General features: G+C 75.0%; 17 protein-coding genes. 6 read left to right on the plus strand and 11 right to left on the minus strand.

Annotated elements, in window-relative coordinates; translation table 11 throughout:
- Positions 1-12 precede the first annotated feature (12 nt).
- Entirely contained in the window at positions 13-810 is a 798-nt protein-coding gene (locus ABD254_RS20415; protein WP_344250702.1) for an HAD family hydrolase, read from the minus strand.
- Positions 807-2,270 carry a glutamate--tRNA ligase gene (gene gltX, locus ABD254_RS20420; RefSeq protein WP_344250704.1) on the minus strand — a complete coding sequence of 488 codons (1,464 nt, stop codon included), beginning with the start codon at positions 2,268-2,270 and terminating at the stop codon, positions 807-809. The genes ABD254_RS20415 and gltX overlap by 4 nt, the downstream gene beginning before the upstream one ends.
- Positions 2,271-2,387: 117 nt before the next feature.
- Between gltX and ABD254_RS20425 the strand changes: the two genes are divergently transcribed.
- A complete protein-coding gene (locus tag ABD254_RS20425; protein WP_344250706.1) occupies positions 2,388-3,101 on the plus strand; it encodes a flavin reductase family protein in 714 nt (237 codons plus the stop codon).
- Between the two features lie 7 nt (positions 3,102-3,108).
- Here ABD254_RS20425 and ABD254_RS20430 read toward each other — a convergent pair whose 3' ends face one another.
- The 4 genes from ABD254_RS20430 to ABD254_RS20445 form a co-directional block, all read right to left on the minus strand.
- Complete coding sequence (locus tag ABD254_RS20430) at positions 3,109-3,684, minus strand: NUDIX hydrolase (protein ID WP_344250708.1); 576 nt, start codon at positions 3,682-3,684, stop codon at positions 3,109-3,111.
- A gap of 1 nt (position 3,685) precedes the next feature.
- Positions 3,686-4,468, minus strand: a complete 783-nt coding sequence (locus tag ABD254_RS20435) for a fumarylacetoacetate hydrolase family protein (RefSeq protein ID WP_344250709.1) — start codon at positions 4,466-4,468, stop codon at positions 3,686-3,688.
- 21 nt (positions 4,469-4,489) lie between these two features.
- Positions 4,490-4,870 (minus strand): type II toxin-antitoxin system VapC family toxin, encoded by a 381-nt coding sequence (locus ABD254_RS20440; RefSeq protein ID WP_344250711.1) that lies wholly within the window; start codon positions 4,868-4,870, stop codon positions 4,490-4,492.
- A 72-nt stretch (positions 4,871-4,942) separates the two neighbouring features.
- Positions 4,943-5,755: a class I SAM-dependent methyltransferase gene (locus tag ABD254_RS20445; protein WP_344250807.1), complete on the minus strand. Its 813-nt coding sequence runs from the start codon at positions 5,753-5,755 to the stop codon at positions 4,943-4,945.
- A 274-nt stretch (positions 5,756-6,029) separates the two neighbouring features.
- Here ABD254_RS20445 and ABD254_RS20450 point away from each other — a divergent pair, with 274 nt between their 5' ends.
- The gene (locus ABD254_RS20450; RefSeq protein ID WP_344250713.1) at positions 6,030-7,253 is read left to right on the plus strand and encodes a heparan-alpha-glucosaminide N-acetyltransferase domain-containing protein; all 1,224 of its coding nucleotides are present in this window, start codon (positions 6,030-6,032) and stop codon (positions 7,251-7,253) included.
- 28 nt (positions 7,254-7,281) lie between these two features.
- Here the strand turns inward: ABD254_RS20450 and ABD254_RS20455 are convergent, their stop codons facing one another.
- On the minus strand, positions 7,282-8,331 hold the full coding sequence (locus ABD254_RS20455) for a saccharopine dehydrogenase family protein (RefSeq protein WP_344250715.1): 1,050 nt from the start codon (positions 8,329-8,331) through the stop codon (positions 7,282-7,284).
- A gap of 71 nt (positions 8,332-8,402) precedes the next feature.
- Here ABD254_RS20455 and ABD254_RS20460 point away from each other — a divergent pair, with 71 nt between their 5' ends.
- Positions 8,403-9,347 (plus strand): GlxA family transcriptional regulator, encoded by a 945-nt coding sequence (locus ABD254_RS20460; RefSeq protein WP_344250717.1) that lies wholly within the window; start codon positions 8,403-8,405, stop codon positions 9,345-9,347.
- 8 nt (positions 9,348-9,355) lie between these two features.
- On the opposite strand, the gene ABD254_RS20465 is transcribed toward ABD254_RS20460, so the two are convergent.
- Positions 9,356-10,213 (minus strand): PhzF family phenazine biosynthesis protein, encoded by an 858-nt coding sequence (locus tag ABD254_RS20465; RefSeq protein WP_344250719.1) that lies wholly within the window; start codon positions 10,211-10,213, stop codon positions 9,356-9,358.
- 73 nt (positions 10,214-10,286) lie between these two features.
- On the opposite strand from ABD254_RS20465, the gene ABD254_RS20470 reads away from it, so the two are divergent.
- Positions 10,287-11,222, plus strand: a complete 936-nt coding sequence (locus ABD254_RS20470; protein ID WP_344250721.1) for a 3-methyladenine DNA glycosylase — start codon at positions 10,287-10,289, stop codon at positions 11,220-11,222.
- Positions 11,223-11,242: 20 nt separating this feature from the next.
- Here ABD254_RS20470 and ABD254_RS20475 read toward each other — a convergent pair whose 3' ends face one another.
- Positions 11,243-11,695, minus strand: a complete 453-nt coding sequence (locus tag ABD254_RS20475) for a peptidoglycan-binding domain-containing protein (RefSeq protein WP_344250723.1) — start codon at positions 11,693-11,695, stop codon at positions 11,243-11,245.
- Between the two features lie 149 nt (positions 11,696-11,844).
- Positions 11,845-12,405, minus strand: a complete 561-nt coding sequence (locus tag ABD254_RS20480; protein ID WP_344250725.1) for a CGNR zinc finger domain-containing protein — start codon at positions 12,403-12,405, stop codon at positions 11,845-11,847.
- 39 nt (positions 12,406-12,444) lie between these two features.
- On the opposite strand from ABD254_RS20480, the gene ABD254_RS20485 reads away from it, so the two are divergent.
- A complete protein-coding gene (locus ABD254_RS20485; RefSeq protein ID WP_344250727.1) occupies positions 12,445-13,446 on the plus strand; it encodes an EamA family transporter in 1,002 nt (333 codons plus the stop codon).
- Between the two features lie 27 nt (positions 13,447-13,473).
- Positions 13,474-14,217 (plus strand): phosphotransferase, encoded by a 744-nt coding sequence (locus ABD254_RS20490; RefSeq protein ID WP_344250729.1) that lies wholly within the window; start codon positions 13,474-13,476, stop codon positions 14,215-14,217.
- 240 nt (positions 14,218-14,457) lie between these two features.
- Here the strand turns inward: ABD254_RS20490 and ABD254_RS20495 are convergent, their stop codons facing one another.
- Positions 14,458-15,072 (minus strand): GNAT family N-acetyltransferase, encoded by a 615-nt coding sequence (locus ABD254_RS20495; protein WP_344250731.1) that lies wholly within the window; start codon positions 15,070-15,072, stop codon positions 14,458-14,460.
- Positions 15,073-15,094: the final 22 nt, after the last annotated feature.

Raw genomic sequence — 15,094 nt, forward strand, 5'->3', positions numbered from 1 at the left:
GCGCGGCTCTCGTCAGAGGCCGAGCGCTCCCGGGAGATCGGCGAGACCGGGCACGACGACGATGCCGGCGTCGCGCATCGCCGCGACGTCCACGTCGTGCTCGCCGTCGCGCCGCGCGCCCGGGCGGTCGAGCCACACGCCGACCAGGCCGGCCTCGTGCGCGGCCCGCGCGTCGACGTCGGGCTCGTCGCCCACGTAGGCGGTGCGGGCGGCGTCGGTCCCGAGCAGCCGCGCGCCCTCGACGAACACGTCGGGGTGCGGCTTGCCGTAGCCGAGCGTGTCCACGCCCACCAGCACGGGCAGGTCCGCGAGACCGGCGGCGCGCAGCTTGCGCTCCTGCAGCTCGGTCGCCGCGTTGGTCACGACGCCCACCGCGACGCCGGCGGCCCGGAGCGCGTCGAGCACCGGGCGGGAGTCGTCGAACGGCCGCCACGACCGCTCGAACGTGCCCCAGAACAGCGCGTCCCAGTCGGCGAACGAATGCTCGGTGACGGGCCGGCCGCCGAACGTGCGGTGCAACAGGTCGGCCCGCAGCCGCCGCTGCGTGGCATGGTCCGTCTCCCCGCGCGTGTACCGGCGGTAGTGCCCGCCCGGGTCGGAGCGCCAGTGCGCGAGCAGCCGCGGGTAGTCCTCGACCGGCACGTGCGGCAGGTGCTCGACGGCGACCGCGGTCAGCGCCGTCGCGAACGCGCCCTTCGTGTCGACGAGCGTGTCGTCCACGTCGAGCAGGACGCCGTCGACACGGGTCTCGACAGGCTCGACCACCGGGACGCCAGGCTCGACCATCGAGGCGACGGGCGCGGCGCTCACTGCGCGGCGTCGGCGGCGGGTGCGGCCTGGGCCTCGGCGGCGAGGCGCGCGATCGCGGCGTCGACGCGGGCCAGGGTCCGCTCGCGCCCGAGCACCTCGAGGGACTCGAAGAGCGGCAGCCCCACGGTGCGGCCCGTGACGGCGACGCGCACCGGCGCCTGCGCCTTGCCCAGCTTCAGGCCGTGCTTCTCCCCCACCTCGGTGACGAGCTCCTTGAGCGGCTCGGCCTCCCACGGCTCGAGGTCGGCGAGCGCCGCCCGGACGTCGGCGAGGAGCTCGGCCGCGCCGGGCTTCATGGCCTTGGCCCACGACCGCTCGTCGTCCGCCGGGGCGTCGAGGAACAGGAAGTCGACGTTGTCGGTGATGTCGGCCAGCAGGGCGACGCGCGACTGCGCCAGCGGCGCGACGCGCGCGAACGCGGCGGCGTCGTACTGCGCCGGCGTCCACGGCGCGTGCGGGGCGCGCAGCCACGGGTCGACGGCGGCCACGAACGCCTCGATCGACATCGCCCGGATGTACTCGCCGTTGAACGACGCCAGCTTCTTGACGTCGAAGAACGCGGAAGCGCTGTTGACGTCCTCGACGCGGAACCGCTCGACCAGCTCGTCGAACGGGAGGATCTCCTCGTCGTTGCCGGGCGCCCAGCCGAGCAGCATGAGGTAGTTGACCATCGCGTCGGGCAGGTAGCCCTCGGCGAGGTAGTCCTCGAGCGCCACCTTGTCGCGCCGCTTGGACAGCTTCTGCCGCTTCTCGTTGACGATGACGGGCAGGTGCGCCCACACCGGCGGCGTAGCGCCGAGCGCCTCCCACAGCAGCTGCTGCTTGGGGGTGTTGGACAGGTGCTCCTCGCCCCGGATGACGTGCGTGATGCCCTCGTCCACGTCGTCCACCACGTTGGCGAGCAGGAACACCGGCGAGCCGTCGCCGCGCGCGACGATGAAGTCCTCGAGCGCCGCGTTGGGGAACGACGGGTTGCCGCGGATCAGGTCGACGACCTGCGTCTCGCCGTCGTCCGGGGTGCGGAACCGCAGCGCCCGCCCGGGCTCGTACGTCAGCCCGCGGTCGCGGCAGAAGCCGTCGTAGCCGGACTGCGGGTTGCCCGTGCGGGCGGCGACGTCGTCGCGGGTGCAGTCGCAGTAGTAGGCGCGGCCGGCCTCGAGCAGGCGCCCGGTGGCCGCGCGGTGCTTCTCAACGTTCTGCGACTGGAAGTACGGCCCCTCGAACGTGGGGTCCTCGGCGTGCATGCCGAGCGCCGCGAGGGCGCTGAGGATGCCGTCGACCCATTCCGGCTTGTTGCGCGCCGCGTCGGTGTCCTCGATGCGCAGCACGAACGTGCCGCCGGTCTGCTTGGCCACCGCCCAGTTGAACAGCGCCGAGCGGGCGCCGCCGACGTGGAACATGCCCGTCGGGGACGGGGCGAAGCGGACACGGACGTCGGAGGAGCCAGCAGCAGGGATCACGGGGAACAGCGTAGTTGCCGGACGCCGCCCGATGGGTGCGGGCGCGGGCGCCCGGCCTCGGATGCCGTGTCCGATTCCCGCCGGAACGTGCTCCCCGCCCGGCCTAGCGTCGTGCCCATGACCAGCGCATCCCCTGTCACCGAGCAGGTCACCGAGCCCGTTGGCGAGCACGTCACCGTCGATCCCGCGATCCTGTACTTCGGCACGCCCGTCGTGCTGCTGAGCTCCCTCAACGAGGACGGCTCGACGAACCTCATGCCCATGTCGTCCGTGTTCTGGCTGGGCCGCAGCGCCGTCCTCGGCATCGGCGCGCGCAGCCAGACCGCCCGGAACCTGCGGCGGCACCAGGAGCTCGTGATGAACCTCGCGTCGCCCGCCGTCGTACACCACGTCGACCGTCTCGCCCTGACCACCGGGCGCGCCGACGTGTCGCCGTGGAAGGCCTGCGCGGGCTACGTGTACGCGCCGGACAAGTTCGCGGTCGCCGGCCTCACCCCGCTCGGCTCGGCGACCGTCAGCCCCCAGCGTGTCGCCGAGTGCCAGGTGCACCTCGAGGCGGTCGTCCGCGAGATCCATCCCCTCGGCGCGCAGCCCGGGGACGACCCGGACGCCGCCCGGCAGCTCGCGGTCGAGGCGGAGGTGACCCGCGTCTGGGTCGACCCGGCCGTCCGGCTCGCCGGTCACGCCGACCGGATCGACCCGGACCGCTGGCGGCCGCTCATCCTGAGCTTCCAGCGGTTCTACGGTCTCGGCCCCGAGGTGCACCCGTCCCGGCTTGCCACGATCGACGAGGACCACTACCGCGTACCGCGCGCGCCGGTGCGCGCCTGACCGACGCTCACGGGCTCGACGGGTCGCCCGCCTCCCGGGCGTCGGTGCGCAGCACCCGGGCGCGGGCGAGGCGCACCGGCTCGCCGAGGTCCGGGTGCGGCAGGTCGTCCACCGGCCACCACCGGACGTCGAGCGACTCGTCGCTCACGGCGTGCCGCGCGCCGGCGCGGGCGACGGCGACGAACCGCACGTCCAGGTGGCGCGCCTCGCCGTCCGGACCGCAGAACGGCACGGCGTGCTCGTCGAGGTGCACCGGCACCGGGTCGAGGACGACGTCGAGGCCGGACTCCTCCGCGGCCTCGCGACGCGCGGCTCCGAGCAGCGAGCCGTCCGCTGCCTCGAGGTGCCCGCCGAGCTGGAACCACCGGCGCGCCTTGGCGTGCAGGGTCAGAAGGACGTGCGACGCGTCCGCGGACAGCACGACGGTGGACGCGGTGAGGTGGTCGGGCCGGCACGTCCGGAACACCCCGTCGGGACGGGCGTCCAGGTGTGCGGCGAAGCGGTCCCGCAGGACGCGCTGGCCCGCCGTCGGGGGATCCGTCGCACGCAGGACGGCGAGCGCGTCCGCGGCGAGGTCGGGCATCTCAGGCGCGGCGGAAGACCGGGTTGGCCAGGACGCCGATGCCCTCGACCTCGCACTCGACGCGGTCGCCGTGGTCGATGCGGCCGACGCCGGCGGGCGTGCCGGTGAGGATGACGTCGCCGGGCAGCAGGGTCATCGCCCTGCTGATGTACGACACGAGGAACGACACGTCGAAGACCATGTCGGACGTGCGGCCGTCCTGCTTGAGCTCGCCGTTGACCCGCGACCGGACGGCGACGTCCTCGGGGTTCAGGTCGGTGTCGATCCACGGGCCCAGCGGGCACGAGGTGTCGAACCCCTTGGCGCGTGCCCACTGACCGTCGGTGCGCTGCGCGTCGCGCGCGGTGACGTCGTTGGCGACGGTGTAGCCGAGCACGTAGCGGCGCACGTCCTCCGGCTCGACGTCCTTGCACACCTTGGAGATGACGACGGCGAGCTCGGCCTCGTAGCTGACCTCGCGCGTGAACTCGGGTAGCACGACCGGGTCGTCCGGCCCGACGACCGCGGTGTTGGGCTTGAAGAACAGCAGCGGCGCGGCCGGGACCTCGCCGCCCATCTCCTTGGCGTGGTCGGCGTAGTTCTTGCCGACCGCGACCACCTTGGACCGCGGGATCACCGGCGCCAGCAGGCGGACGCCGTCGCCCAGCTCGATGCGCTCGCCGGTCGGCATGGCCGGCATGTAGAGCGGGTCGCCGCCCAGCACGGCGAGGTACGTCCTGTCGCCCTCCTGCTGGACGAGGGCGAAGCGGGGGTCGTCTCCGGTGGTGAATCTCGCGATGCGCACGCGCCCAGCGTACCGACGGACTCAGTACGGCGCCGCGAGCCCCACGATCATGGGGAAGTGCTTGACGTTGCGGGTGAGCAGCTCCCCGCCGGACAGCTCGGCGGTCGCCGCGATGACGTAGTCGACCAGGTCGATCCCGGCGTGCGACCGCCGGTACTGCCGCGCCAGCTCACCGGCGCGCTCGGCGATCTCCCGGTCGACGTCGACCCAGCCCACCGCCAGGAAGAGGGCGCGCGTGCGCGCCTTCTCCGACGATCGCATCCCACCCAGCAGCTCCGCCCGCGTCAGCGCCGACGCGGTGATCTGGTGCCCGTCCCGGCGCGCCGTCGCGAGGGCGTCGCGTGCTTCCGCCCGGCCGCGCAGGTGGTCGATGAAGACCGAGGTGTCGACGAGGACCGTCACGCGCCGGTCACCACTCGGCGATCCGGTCCGGGCGCGCGCCCCGGACGGCGTCGACGTACGTCGCGCCGTCGGTCAGGCGCGGGCGAGCACCTCGCCGTGCAGGATGGCGAACCAGCCGTCGGGGGCCTGCGCCCACGCCTGCCAGTCCTGGGCGATCTGCTCGAGGGCGACCTCGTCCGCCAGGCCGGACTCCTTGGCCTGCACGGCGAAGTTGGACTCCACGCAGCGCTCGGCCCACAGCTCGCCCCACCACTGCCGGTCGGTGGGCGTGGCATAGCACCAGGACGACGCCGAGGGCACGACGCCGTCCAGCCCGGCCTCCTGCACCCACGACATGAGGCGGCGGCCGGCGTCGGGCTCGAAGCCGTAGGCGTGCGTGACCTCGTGGTACAGGGCGTTCCACTCCTCCAGCCCCGGCGACTGGGGGTACCAGGCCATCGCGGCATAGTCGGCGTCCCGGACGGCGACGAGCCCGCCCGGCTTCGCGACACGCCGCATCTCGCGCAGCGCGGCTACGGGGTCGGACAGATGCTGCAGGAGCTGGTGCGCGTAGACGACATCGAAGGTGTCGTCGGCGAACGGGAGCTCGTAGGCGGTGGCCTCCTCGAAGCGCACGTTGGCGTACCCGAGGGCGGCCGCGTGCTCGCGCGCGGCGTCGAGCACCTTGCCGGACGCGTCCACGCCGACGACCTCGCCGCCGGCCAGGATCCGCGCCAGGTCGGCGGTGACCGTGCCGGGACCGCAGCCCACGTCGAGCAGGGACATGTCGTCGCGCAGGTGGGGCAGCAGGAACCCCGCCGAGTTCTGGGCGGTGCGGCTGCGGTGCGAGCGCAGCACCGACTCGTGGTGGCCGTGCGTGTACGACTCGGACTCCTTGCTGGGCACCGTGTGGTGCGTGCTCGGGGCCTCGATCGCGTCGTTGAGGTCGGCACCCGCGGGCTCCGCGCCCTCCGCGCCCTGGGGGGCCGCGCCGTCGGCGCGACCGAGGTCGCCGGGGAGATCGGGGTCGGACGCCGTCGGCTGGTCGCTCATGGGGCCCACGGTAGTGACCCGCGCGCCCGCCCACCGGCGGGTTCTCATCCTGCGGACGCGCCCGCACCACGGTCCGGCGCCGGCCCGGCGCACCGCCGGGCGCCCGACGGGTGGCATCATCGGCGCCATGGGTGCGACCCGGGGTGCGGCCACCGAGGACGGGACGCCGACCGGGCCGGCGCCCGGCTGGCTGCGCCGGCACGCGGCGAACCTCGCGGGCGGACCGGGCCGCGTGCCGGGCATCGACATCGCGCGCGGGATCGCCGTCCTCGGCATGTTCACCGCGCACGTGGGCGTCACCTCCGACGACTTAGGGACGCTCGAGGGCTGGCTGTCCATCTCCCACGGCCGCTCCTCCATCCTGTTCGCGCTGGTCGCGGGGATCTCGGTCGCGATCGTCACGGGCGGGCCGCGTCCCGTCGCCGGCGACGCGCTCACGCGGTCGCGCGTCCGCCTCCTGGTCCGGGCCGTGCTCCTGCTCGCGCTCGTCGCGCTGCTCGACCTGCTCGGCACCCGCGTGGCGCTCATCCTCGGCTTCTACGCCGCGTATTTCGTGCTGGCGCTGCCGTTCCTGCGCTGGCGCCCGCCGCGGCTGGCGGCGCTCGCCGTCACCGTCGCGCTCGTCGGTCCGGTGCTCGCGCACTGGGGGCCGGAGGTGCTGGCCCGTGCCGGCCTGCGGCTGCCGCACGACGGGTCCGGCGCCGTGACGGACTTCGTGCTCACGGGCCACTACCCGGCGGTCGTGTGGATGGCGTACGTGCTGGCGGGCATGGCGATCGGCCGCTGCGACCTGCGCTCGCCCCGGCTGCGCACCGGGCTGCTGCTCGGCGGACTGACCGCCGCGGCCCTCGCCGGGATGGTGTCGGAGCGGCTGGTGACCGCGGCCGGCGGGGTGCAGCCGATCGAGGACCAGGTCATGACGACGTCCAGCACCTTCGTCTCCGAGCCGCATCCGTGGTCCGCCCCCTGGCCGGCCGCCGAGCACCTGCTCCTGGCCGGGCCGCACCACGACACCGCCTTCGAGGCGATCGGCTCCGGCGGGTTCGCCGTCGCGGTCGTGGGCCTGTGCCTGTACGTGGGCCGGGTCGGCCGGTGGGCGCTCGCCCCGCTCGCCGCCGCCGGGGCGATGGCGCTGACGGTCTACTCGGTGCAGATCGTCGCGATCTGGCGGTGGGAGCTGCTGGAGTCGGAGACGAACGGCCCGCTGGCGCTGATGGTCGTCGTCACGCTCGTGGCGGCGACGGCGTGGCGGTTCCTCCTCGGCCGGGGACCGCTGGAACGGCTGATCGGCACGGTCGCAGACCGCGCGGCCGACGTCGTGCGGCCGGCGGACGACCGCGCGTCCCCGTAGCGACGTGGGCCAGGGGTCCCCCGCGCCGCTACGCGACGAGACCTCCCGTCCGGTCCGGACGGCTGTCGACCGTGAGCCCGGCGGGGTGCTCCGCCAGGGCGGCGAGGACGTCGGCCGCGTCGAAGGCCTCCCCCGGCGCGACGGCGCCCGGCCCGCGATGGCGGCCCGCGAGGAGCCGGACCGCCCCCTCGACGACGATCGGGGCGGAGGCGGCGTAGATGTCCTGGCCCGAGGCGCTGAGCCGGCGCGTGACCGAGCCGCGTCGTACGGCGACGTCCACGACGAACCGCTGCGCGGACCGGCCGCCGGCGTCCGTCGCGACCGGGCCGGGCGTCGAGGTGTCGCGGAGCTCGTCAAGCGAGGCCGAGCTCAGGAACGACGTGAGCTCGCGGACGTCGAGGTGCCGGTCGATGGTGACGACCTCCGAGAACGGCAGCGCGGCGACCGCCCGGTCGCCCAGCGGCGCCGGGAAGGACCACGTGCCGGTCGCGGCGGGCGTCGGCGCCGGCACCAGGGCGCCGTCGCGGATCACCAGCCGGGTCGCGGTGTTGCGCTCGCCGGTGACGCGGGTGCCGGCCGTGGGCCACCAGTGGTCCAGCCCGACGGCGACCTCGACCCCGTCCGCGCCGGCGTCGCCGTCGAGCGCGGCCGTGACGAGCAGGTCGGCGAGCCCGCCGTAGAAGGCCATGGCGGGCACGACGGCCACGCCGGCGGCGCGCGCGGGTCCGTCGAGCTCCCGGTAGAGCAGCTGCACCGCCGGCTGCTCGGCGGTGACGTCGAGGTAGTGCGCGCCGGCCGCGACGGCCGCGCTCGCCAGCGGCAGCGCGGTGTCGAGGAAGGGGCCGGCGCAGTTCACCACCACCCCCACGCCGTCGAGGGCGTCGCGCAGCCGGGCGGGGTCGTCCACGCCGACGACGCGCCGCTCGAGCCCGGCGTGCCGCGGCCCGAGGTCCGCGAGCCGCGCGGCGCCGCGCCCCGCCAGGACCGGCGTCAGGCCGCGCCGCACCAGCTCGTCGACGACGAAGCGCCCGGTGTGACCGCCGGCGCCGTAGACCATGACCTGCTTCGGGTTGCTCATGCAGCCATCGTCGGGGGCAGCGCCGGTCGACGGCGAGCGTCCCGAACGACATCGTGCGTACAGTTTCGGACATGCCACGGATCGCCCTCGTCATGCACGGCACCGCGATGCTGTATGAGACCGCGATCGCCGCCGAGGTCTTCGGGGTCGACCGCGCCGAGCTCTCCCCGACCGGGGCCTGGTACGACGTGGTGGTCTGCACGCCGGACGGCGCGCCGCACCCCTGGCTGCCCGGCATCCCGTCGGCGACCTACTCCGAGATCGCCCGCGCCGACAGCGTCGTCGTCCCCTCGACGGACGACCCCGGCGCCACCCCGGACCCGGGGCTCCTCGAGGCGCTCCGCGAGGCGCACCGGAGGGGCGCGCGGATCGCCTCGCTCTGCACCGGCGCCTTCGTCCTGGCCGCCGCCGGGCTGCTGGACGGCCGCAGTGCGACCACGCACTGGATGCACGCCGACGACCTCGCCCGGCACCACCCGCGGGTCGACGTCCGCGCGGACGTCCTCTACACCGACGACGGCGACGTGCTCACGTCCGCCGGCAAGACCGCGGCGCTCGACCTCTGCCTGCATCTCGTGCGCCGCGACCTGGGCGCCACGGCCGCCAACGGCCTGGCTCGGCGGCTGGTCGTCCCGACGCACCGTGGCGGCGGCCAGGCGCAGTTCATCACCACGCCGGCCGAGCCGCGCACCGACGCCGGGCTCTCGCCGACGCTCGACTGGGCGCGCGCCCGCCTCGACCGACCGCTGACGGTGCGCGACCTCGCCGGGCGCGCGGGACTCAGCACCCGGCAGCTCGCCCGGCGGATGCGCGCGGAGCTCGGCACCGGGCCGCTCGACTGGCTCCACCAGCAGCGGGTCGCGCGGGCGCAGGAGCTCCTCGAACGCACCGACGCCTCCGTCGAGCAGGTCGCCGTCAGCTCCGGCCTGGGCACCGCGGCCACGCTCCGCCGGCACTTCCACCGCAGCGTCGGCGTCTCTCCCACGGCTTACCGCACGGCCTTCCGGCTGCGCTGAGCCGTCGCTCAGATCGTGACGCTGCCGGAGATGGTCGTCACGGTGTCCCCACCGACCCAGACGGTGCCGTCGCCGTCGAGCCGCACGTGCACCCGGCCGCGGCGGCCGAGGGCTGTGCCCTGCGACGCGACGTAACGGGCCGGCAGCACGCTGCCCGCGAGCCACTGCCCGAGCCCGGCGTTGAGGCTGCCCGTGACCGGGTCCTCGGGGACGCCGATGCCGGGCACGAACGCGCGCACCTCCACGGCCGCGTCAGAGGCTCCCTCGGCGTACGGGCCCACGACCCCGATCTTCAGGTCGCCGAACGCGGCCAGGTCGGGCTCGACGGCGAGCACGGCGGCGGCGTCGCGCAGGCGCGCGGCCACCCAGCCGGGTCCGTTGTCCACCCACGCGGCGTCGACGACGTCGGTCACCGGGACGCTCAGCGCCCTCGCGATCCGCGCCAGATCCTCCGGGCCGACGGACCCCGAGCGGATCAGCGGCGGCGCCGTGAAGGCGAGGCGGCCGTCGTCCGCGCCCCGGCGGACGGTCACGAGGCCGACGCCGCACTCCTGCACGACGTCGCCCTCTCCGGCGGCGCTCTGCGGCACGCCGCCCGCCTCCAACCACGCGTGCGCCGTGCCGAGCGTCGGGTGCCCCGCGAACGGCAGCTCGCCGCCGGGCGTCCAGATCCGCACCCGGTAGTCCGCGGCCGGGTCGGTCGGGGAGAGCAGGAAGGTCGTCTCCGACAGGTTCGTCCAGCGGGCGAACGCCGCCATCTGGCCGTCGGTGAGGGCGTCGGCGTCGTGCACGACGGCGACCGGGTTGCCGGTCAGCGGGCCGGAGGCGAAGACGTCGACCTGGCGGAGTCCGAGAGTGTGCGGCATGTCGCACACGCTAGCCCGGTGCCGCCCGGCCGTCCCGGGGCCTCGCCCCGCTCGCGGCTCGTACCCTGGGACGGTGTCCTCCCCCGCCGCCGCCACGCCGTCGCGCGCACCCGCCGTGCCGGGCGGCGTCGTCGTGCCCGCCGGGCGGTGGCGGGCGACCGCCGCGACGCACGCGGAGCGCGCCGACGCGCTGACCGCCGTCTGGCGCGGGGCGCACGAGCGCGGCGAGAAGCACGCGGTCGAGGACTTCCTGTTCACGTACTACCCCACGCGCGCCGCGCACCTGCGGCGCTGGCACCCGGGCCCGGGCCTCGTGCTCACCGGCGCGACCGAGCACGCCGGGTGGCGCTGGTACCGCGAGGTCGTGCTGCCCGACGGCGGCGCCGGCGCCGCGCTCGACGTCGAGGCGTTCCTCGCCGACCGCGGCGACACCGTCCGGTATGTGCACGCGCTCGTCGGAGCGACGGCGGGGCGCCCCGGCACGTTCGGCTGCTTCGGCCTGCACGAGTGGGCGATGGTCTACCGCGACCGTGCGGCGGGGCGCGACCACCGGCACCCGCTGCCGCTGCGGCTCGGGCACGACGGCACGGACGCCGTCGTCGAGTCGCACCGGATCGCGTGCTCGCACTTCGACGCCTACCGTTTCTTCACGCCCGAGGCGACGGACCGCAACCAGCTGCGCCCCACCCGCGAGCGCCAGCCCGCGATGGAGCAACCGGGCTGCTTGCACGCGACGATGGACCTGTACAAGTGGGCGTCGAAGCTGGGCCCGGCGGTGCCGGGGGACCTGCTCCTCGACGCCTTCGAGCTGGCACGCGACGTCCGCTACACCGACATGGCGGCCGCGCCCTACGACGTCTCGTCGTACGGCGTCGAGGCCGTGCGGATCGAGACGCCGGAGGGCAAGGCCGAGTACGTGCGCCGCCAGCGCGCCTTCGCCGAGCGGGGACAGGCGCTGCGCGCCCGCCTGCTCGTGGTCTGCGACACGCTCCTCGCCGGGGCAGGCTGAGCGCGGGACGAGCCCGCGCGTCAGTGCGAGACCATGCCGCTGACCATCGCCTGCCACGTCACGGGCCCGACGATCCCGTCGACCTCCACGTCGAAGGCGGACAGCGCGCGCTGGAACTCCCGCACGGCGCGCTCGGTGAGGGGGCCGAAGACGCCGTCCACGACGAGGTCGAACCCGTCCCGGGTGTCCAGCTCGCCCTGCGCGCCGCGCACCGCGTGCCCCTTGTCGCCGCGCCGCACCGTGACGACGATCGCCGGCCAGGTGATCGGGCCGACGACGCCGTCCGCGTCGAGGTCGAGGTCGCGCTGGGTCGCGCGCACCGCCGCCTCGGTGAGCGGGCCGAAGGAGGCGTCGACCTCGAGGTCGTGACCGCGGCTGTTCAGCAGGTGCTGCAGCGTCGCGACGGGGTGGAACCGCGCCCCGCGCTTGACGATCGGCCAGGGGTCGAGGGCTCTGTCGGTCGTGGTCGTCATCGGTGACTCCTTCCGCGTGCCGGGGCCGGCGGGATCCCCCGCGCCTGGGTGCCCGGAGCACTCGCAGTCAGGGAGCGGCGCGTGCCGGATCAGATACGTCGCGGTCCGGCGGCCGGCGGACGACGAACCACGCCGTCGACGGTCCCGGGCTATCCCCGGCGCCCTCCGGCCACGCGGGCGCGGTACGCGGCCTGCGCGTTGCGGTTCGTGCACGCCGTCGAGCAGTACCGGCGCGACCGGTTGCGCGACAGGTCGAGCACGATCCCGCGGCAGTCGTCGTCCGCGCACACGGCGAGCCGCGAGTGCTCGTCGTCGCGGATGACGTCGATCATCGCCATCGCGGTCTCGACCGCGACGCGCGCGGCGAACGGCGCGTCGTCGGGCGTGGCGTGCACGTGCCAGTCCTCCCCCGAGTGCCGCACGAGCCGCGGGCGCACGCGGACGCCCGCCAGCGTCTCGTCGTCCAGCAGCTCGTTGACCAGTGCGGCGGCCCGGTCCCGGTCCGCGAGGAGCAGCTCGCGCAGGCGGGGCCGCAGCGCCCGCACCTGCTCCAGCTCGGCGGCCGTCCGGTCATGTCGGCCCGTGTAGTCGTGGTCGCGGAAGAACGCGTCGAGGTCCGCCACGGTCGCGAGCGTCTCCGGCGGCTCGCCGGAATTGACGAGGGCGACCGCGGCCCGGAGCTCCAGGACGGTGTCATGAGCGAACGACATGTTGACACATTATCGCGTCCGGCCGTAGCGTCATGAGCCATGACGGCAATGACGCATGACGCACGGGCGGCCGAGCGCGCCCGGCTCCGCGCCGGGCTCGCGCTGGCGATGGCGTCAGCGGTGACCTTCAGCCTGTCCGGCCCGCTCGCCGCCGGGCTCTTCGACACCGGGTGGACGCCGGGCGCCGTCGTGCTGGTGCGGGTGGCGCTCGGCGCACTGGTCGTGCTGCCGTTCGGCGTCGTCGCGCTGCGCGGCGACTGGCGGCCCGTGCGCCGCAACGCCCGCCTGCTGCTCGCCTACGGCGCGCTCGGCGTCGCCGCCACGCAGTTCTGCTACTTCGCGGCCGTCCAGCACATGCAGGTGGGGCCGGCGCTGCTCATCGAGTACTCGTCGCCCGCCGCCGTCGTCACGTGGCTCTGGTTGCGGCACGGCCAGCGCCCGGGGCGTGTCACGCTCGCCGGCATCGCGCTCGCCGCCGCCGGCCTGGTGCTCGTGCTCGACCTCACCGGGGCGCGGCTCGACCCCGTCGGCGTGGCGTGGGCGCTCGGCGCCATGGTCGGCGTCTCGGCGTACTTCCTGCTCAACGCCCGCGCGGACACCGGGCTCCCGCCCCTGAGCCTGGCCGCGGGCGGGCTCGTCGTCGGCGCCGCGCTGCTGGGGCTGCTCGCCGCGGTCGGCCTCATGCCGGTCACGGCGTCGACGGAACCGGTGGCGCTCGCGGGCGCGGTGCTGCCCGTATGGCCCGTGCTCGGAACGCTCGGGCTGGTGACGGCCGGCGTCGCGTACGTCACGGGCATCGCCGCCGGACGGCGCCTCGGGGCGCGGCCGGCGTCGTTCGTCGGGCTGCTCGAGGTGGTCAGCGCCGTCTTCTTCGCCTGGCTGCTGCTGGGCGAGCTGCCACGTCCGGTGCAGCTGCTGGGCGGCCTGCTCGTGCTGGCCGGGGTCGTCGTGGTGCAGCAGGGGGAGGCAGCGACGCGCCGGTCCGCGCACCCGGGGCCGGCAGGGCCTGGGACGGTCGAGCCGGTGGGCGCGCCGGACTGACGGCGCGCCGGGTGGGACGATGCGCACATGCCCCGCGTCTTGGCCAACATCCCCACCGGTCCCGTCGCCGTACCGGACGCCCTCCTCGAGCTCGCGGACGGCGACGCCGTCACGCCGGTATGGCGCAACGAGCTGGGAGGCCTGACGTTCCGGCTCTCCGGCGCCGACGGCGACCGCTTCGTCAAGTGGGTCGCGGCGGGCACCCCCGAGCTCGACCTCGACGCCGAGGCGGAGCGGCTCGCCTGGGCCGGCCGGTACACACCCGTGCCGCGGGTGCTCGTCTCGGGGCGGGACGAGTCCGGCGCCTGGTTGGTCACGGCCGCGCTCCCCGGCCGCTCGGCGGTCGACCCGCACTGGACCGCGCGCCCCGAGGCCGCAGCCCGCGCGATCGGGGCGGGGTTGCGCGCGCTGCACGACGCGCTGCCGGTGGACGGCTGCCCCTTCACCTGGGGCGTCCGCGACCGTGTGGCGCGCCTCGACCCGGCCGCCCGACGGAAGGTCGGCGCCGTCCCGCCCGTCGACCGGCTCGTCGTCTGCCACGGCGACCCGTGCGCGCCGAACACCCTGGTCGCCGACGACGGCACCTGGGTCGCGCACGTGGACCTGGACGCGCTGGGCGTCGCGGACCGCTGGGCCGACCTCGCCGTCGCGAGCTACAGCCTCGAGTGGAACTACGGCGACGGCTACGAGCCGGCCTTCTTCGACGCCTACGGCATCGAGCCCGACGCCGAGCGCATCGCGTTCTACCGCCACCTCTGGGACCTCGGCTGAGACGGAGGTGCAGTGCAGGGTGAGGGCCGAGGAACGAGGCACTCGCCCGAAACGGAACCGCAGGCTCAGCCGACGACAAGAACCGCCTGAGACGTAGGTGCAGTGCAGGGTGAGGGCCGAGGAACGAGGCACTCGCCCGAAACGGAACCGCAGGCTCAGCCGACGACAAGAACCGGCTGAGACGACTGAATCGGCTGACGGTGCGGATACGGCTCCGAGGGCAGCCCCGGCGGGAGACCGTCAGCGGGTCGGCGAACCCTGCACGAGCCGCATCGACACGAGCTCGGTGAACCCGGCACGACGGGCGAACCGCACCTTCCTGCGCTTGTACACCGTGAAGCCGAGCTTGGCGTAGAGGCCCAGCGCGGGCGCGTTGGTGTCCTTGATGTCCTCGAGCACGTACTCGCGGTACCCGGGCAGCGCCAGCAGGTGCCGCAGCAGCGCGGTCGCGACGCCGCGCCCCTGGTGAGCGGGCTCGGTGGCGACGAACCCGATCTCGGCGAGCCCCGGCCGGGCGCCGGCGGACGCGCTCATGAACCAGCGCCGGATCACCACGTAGCCGAGCAGGCCGCGCACCGGCCCGAGGTGACGCCGGATCTCCGGCCACCGCGGGGCGAACAGCATCTGGTCGCCCTCGGTGAGCGACGCGAGGCCGGCCGGCTCCCCGTCCACGAGCGCGACGTAGAACCGGTCGAGCAGCAGCATGTGCTCGAACGCGTCGGCGAGCTTGTCGGTGTCGCGCGAGAACGCGACGAAGTCCTCGGCGAAGCTGCGCACGTAGACCTCGGTGATGCGGCGCCGGTACGGCTCGCCGAGCGCATCGCCCCGCTCGACCACGACCATCGTCTCGACCATCCCGTCCGCTCCGTCCGGTACG

Source organism: Isoptericola hypogeus (assembly GCF_039531145.1).
Classification (GTDB): Bacteria; Actinomycetota; Actinomycetes; order Actinomycetales; family Cellulomonadaceae; genus Isoptericola; species Isoptericola hypogeus.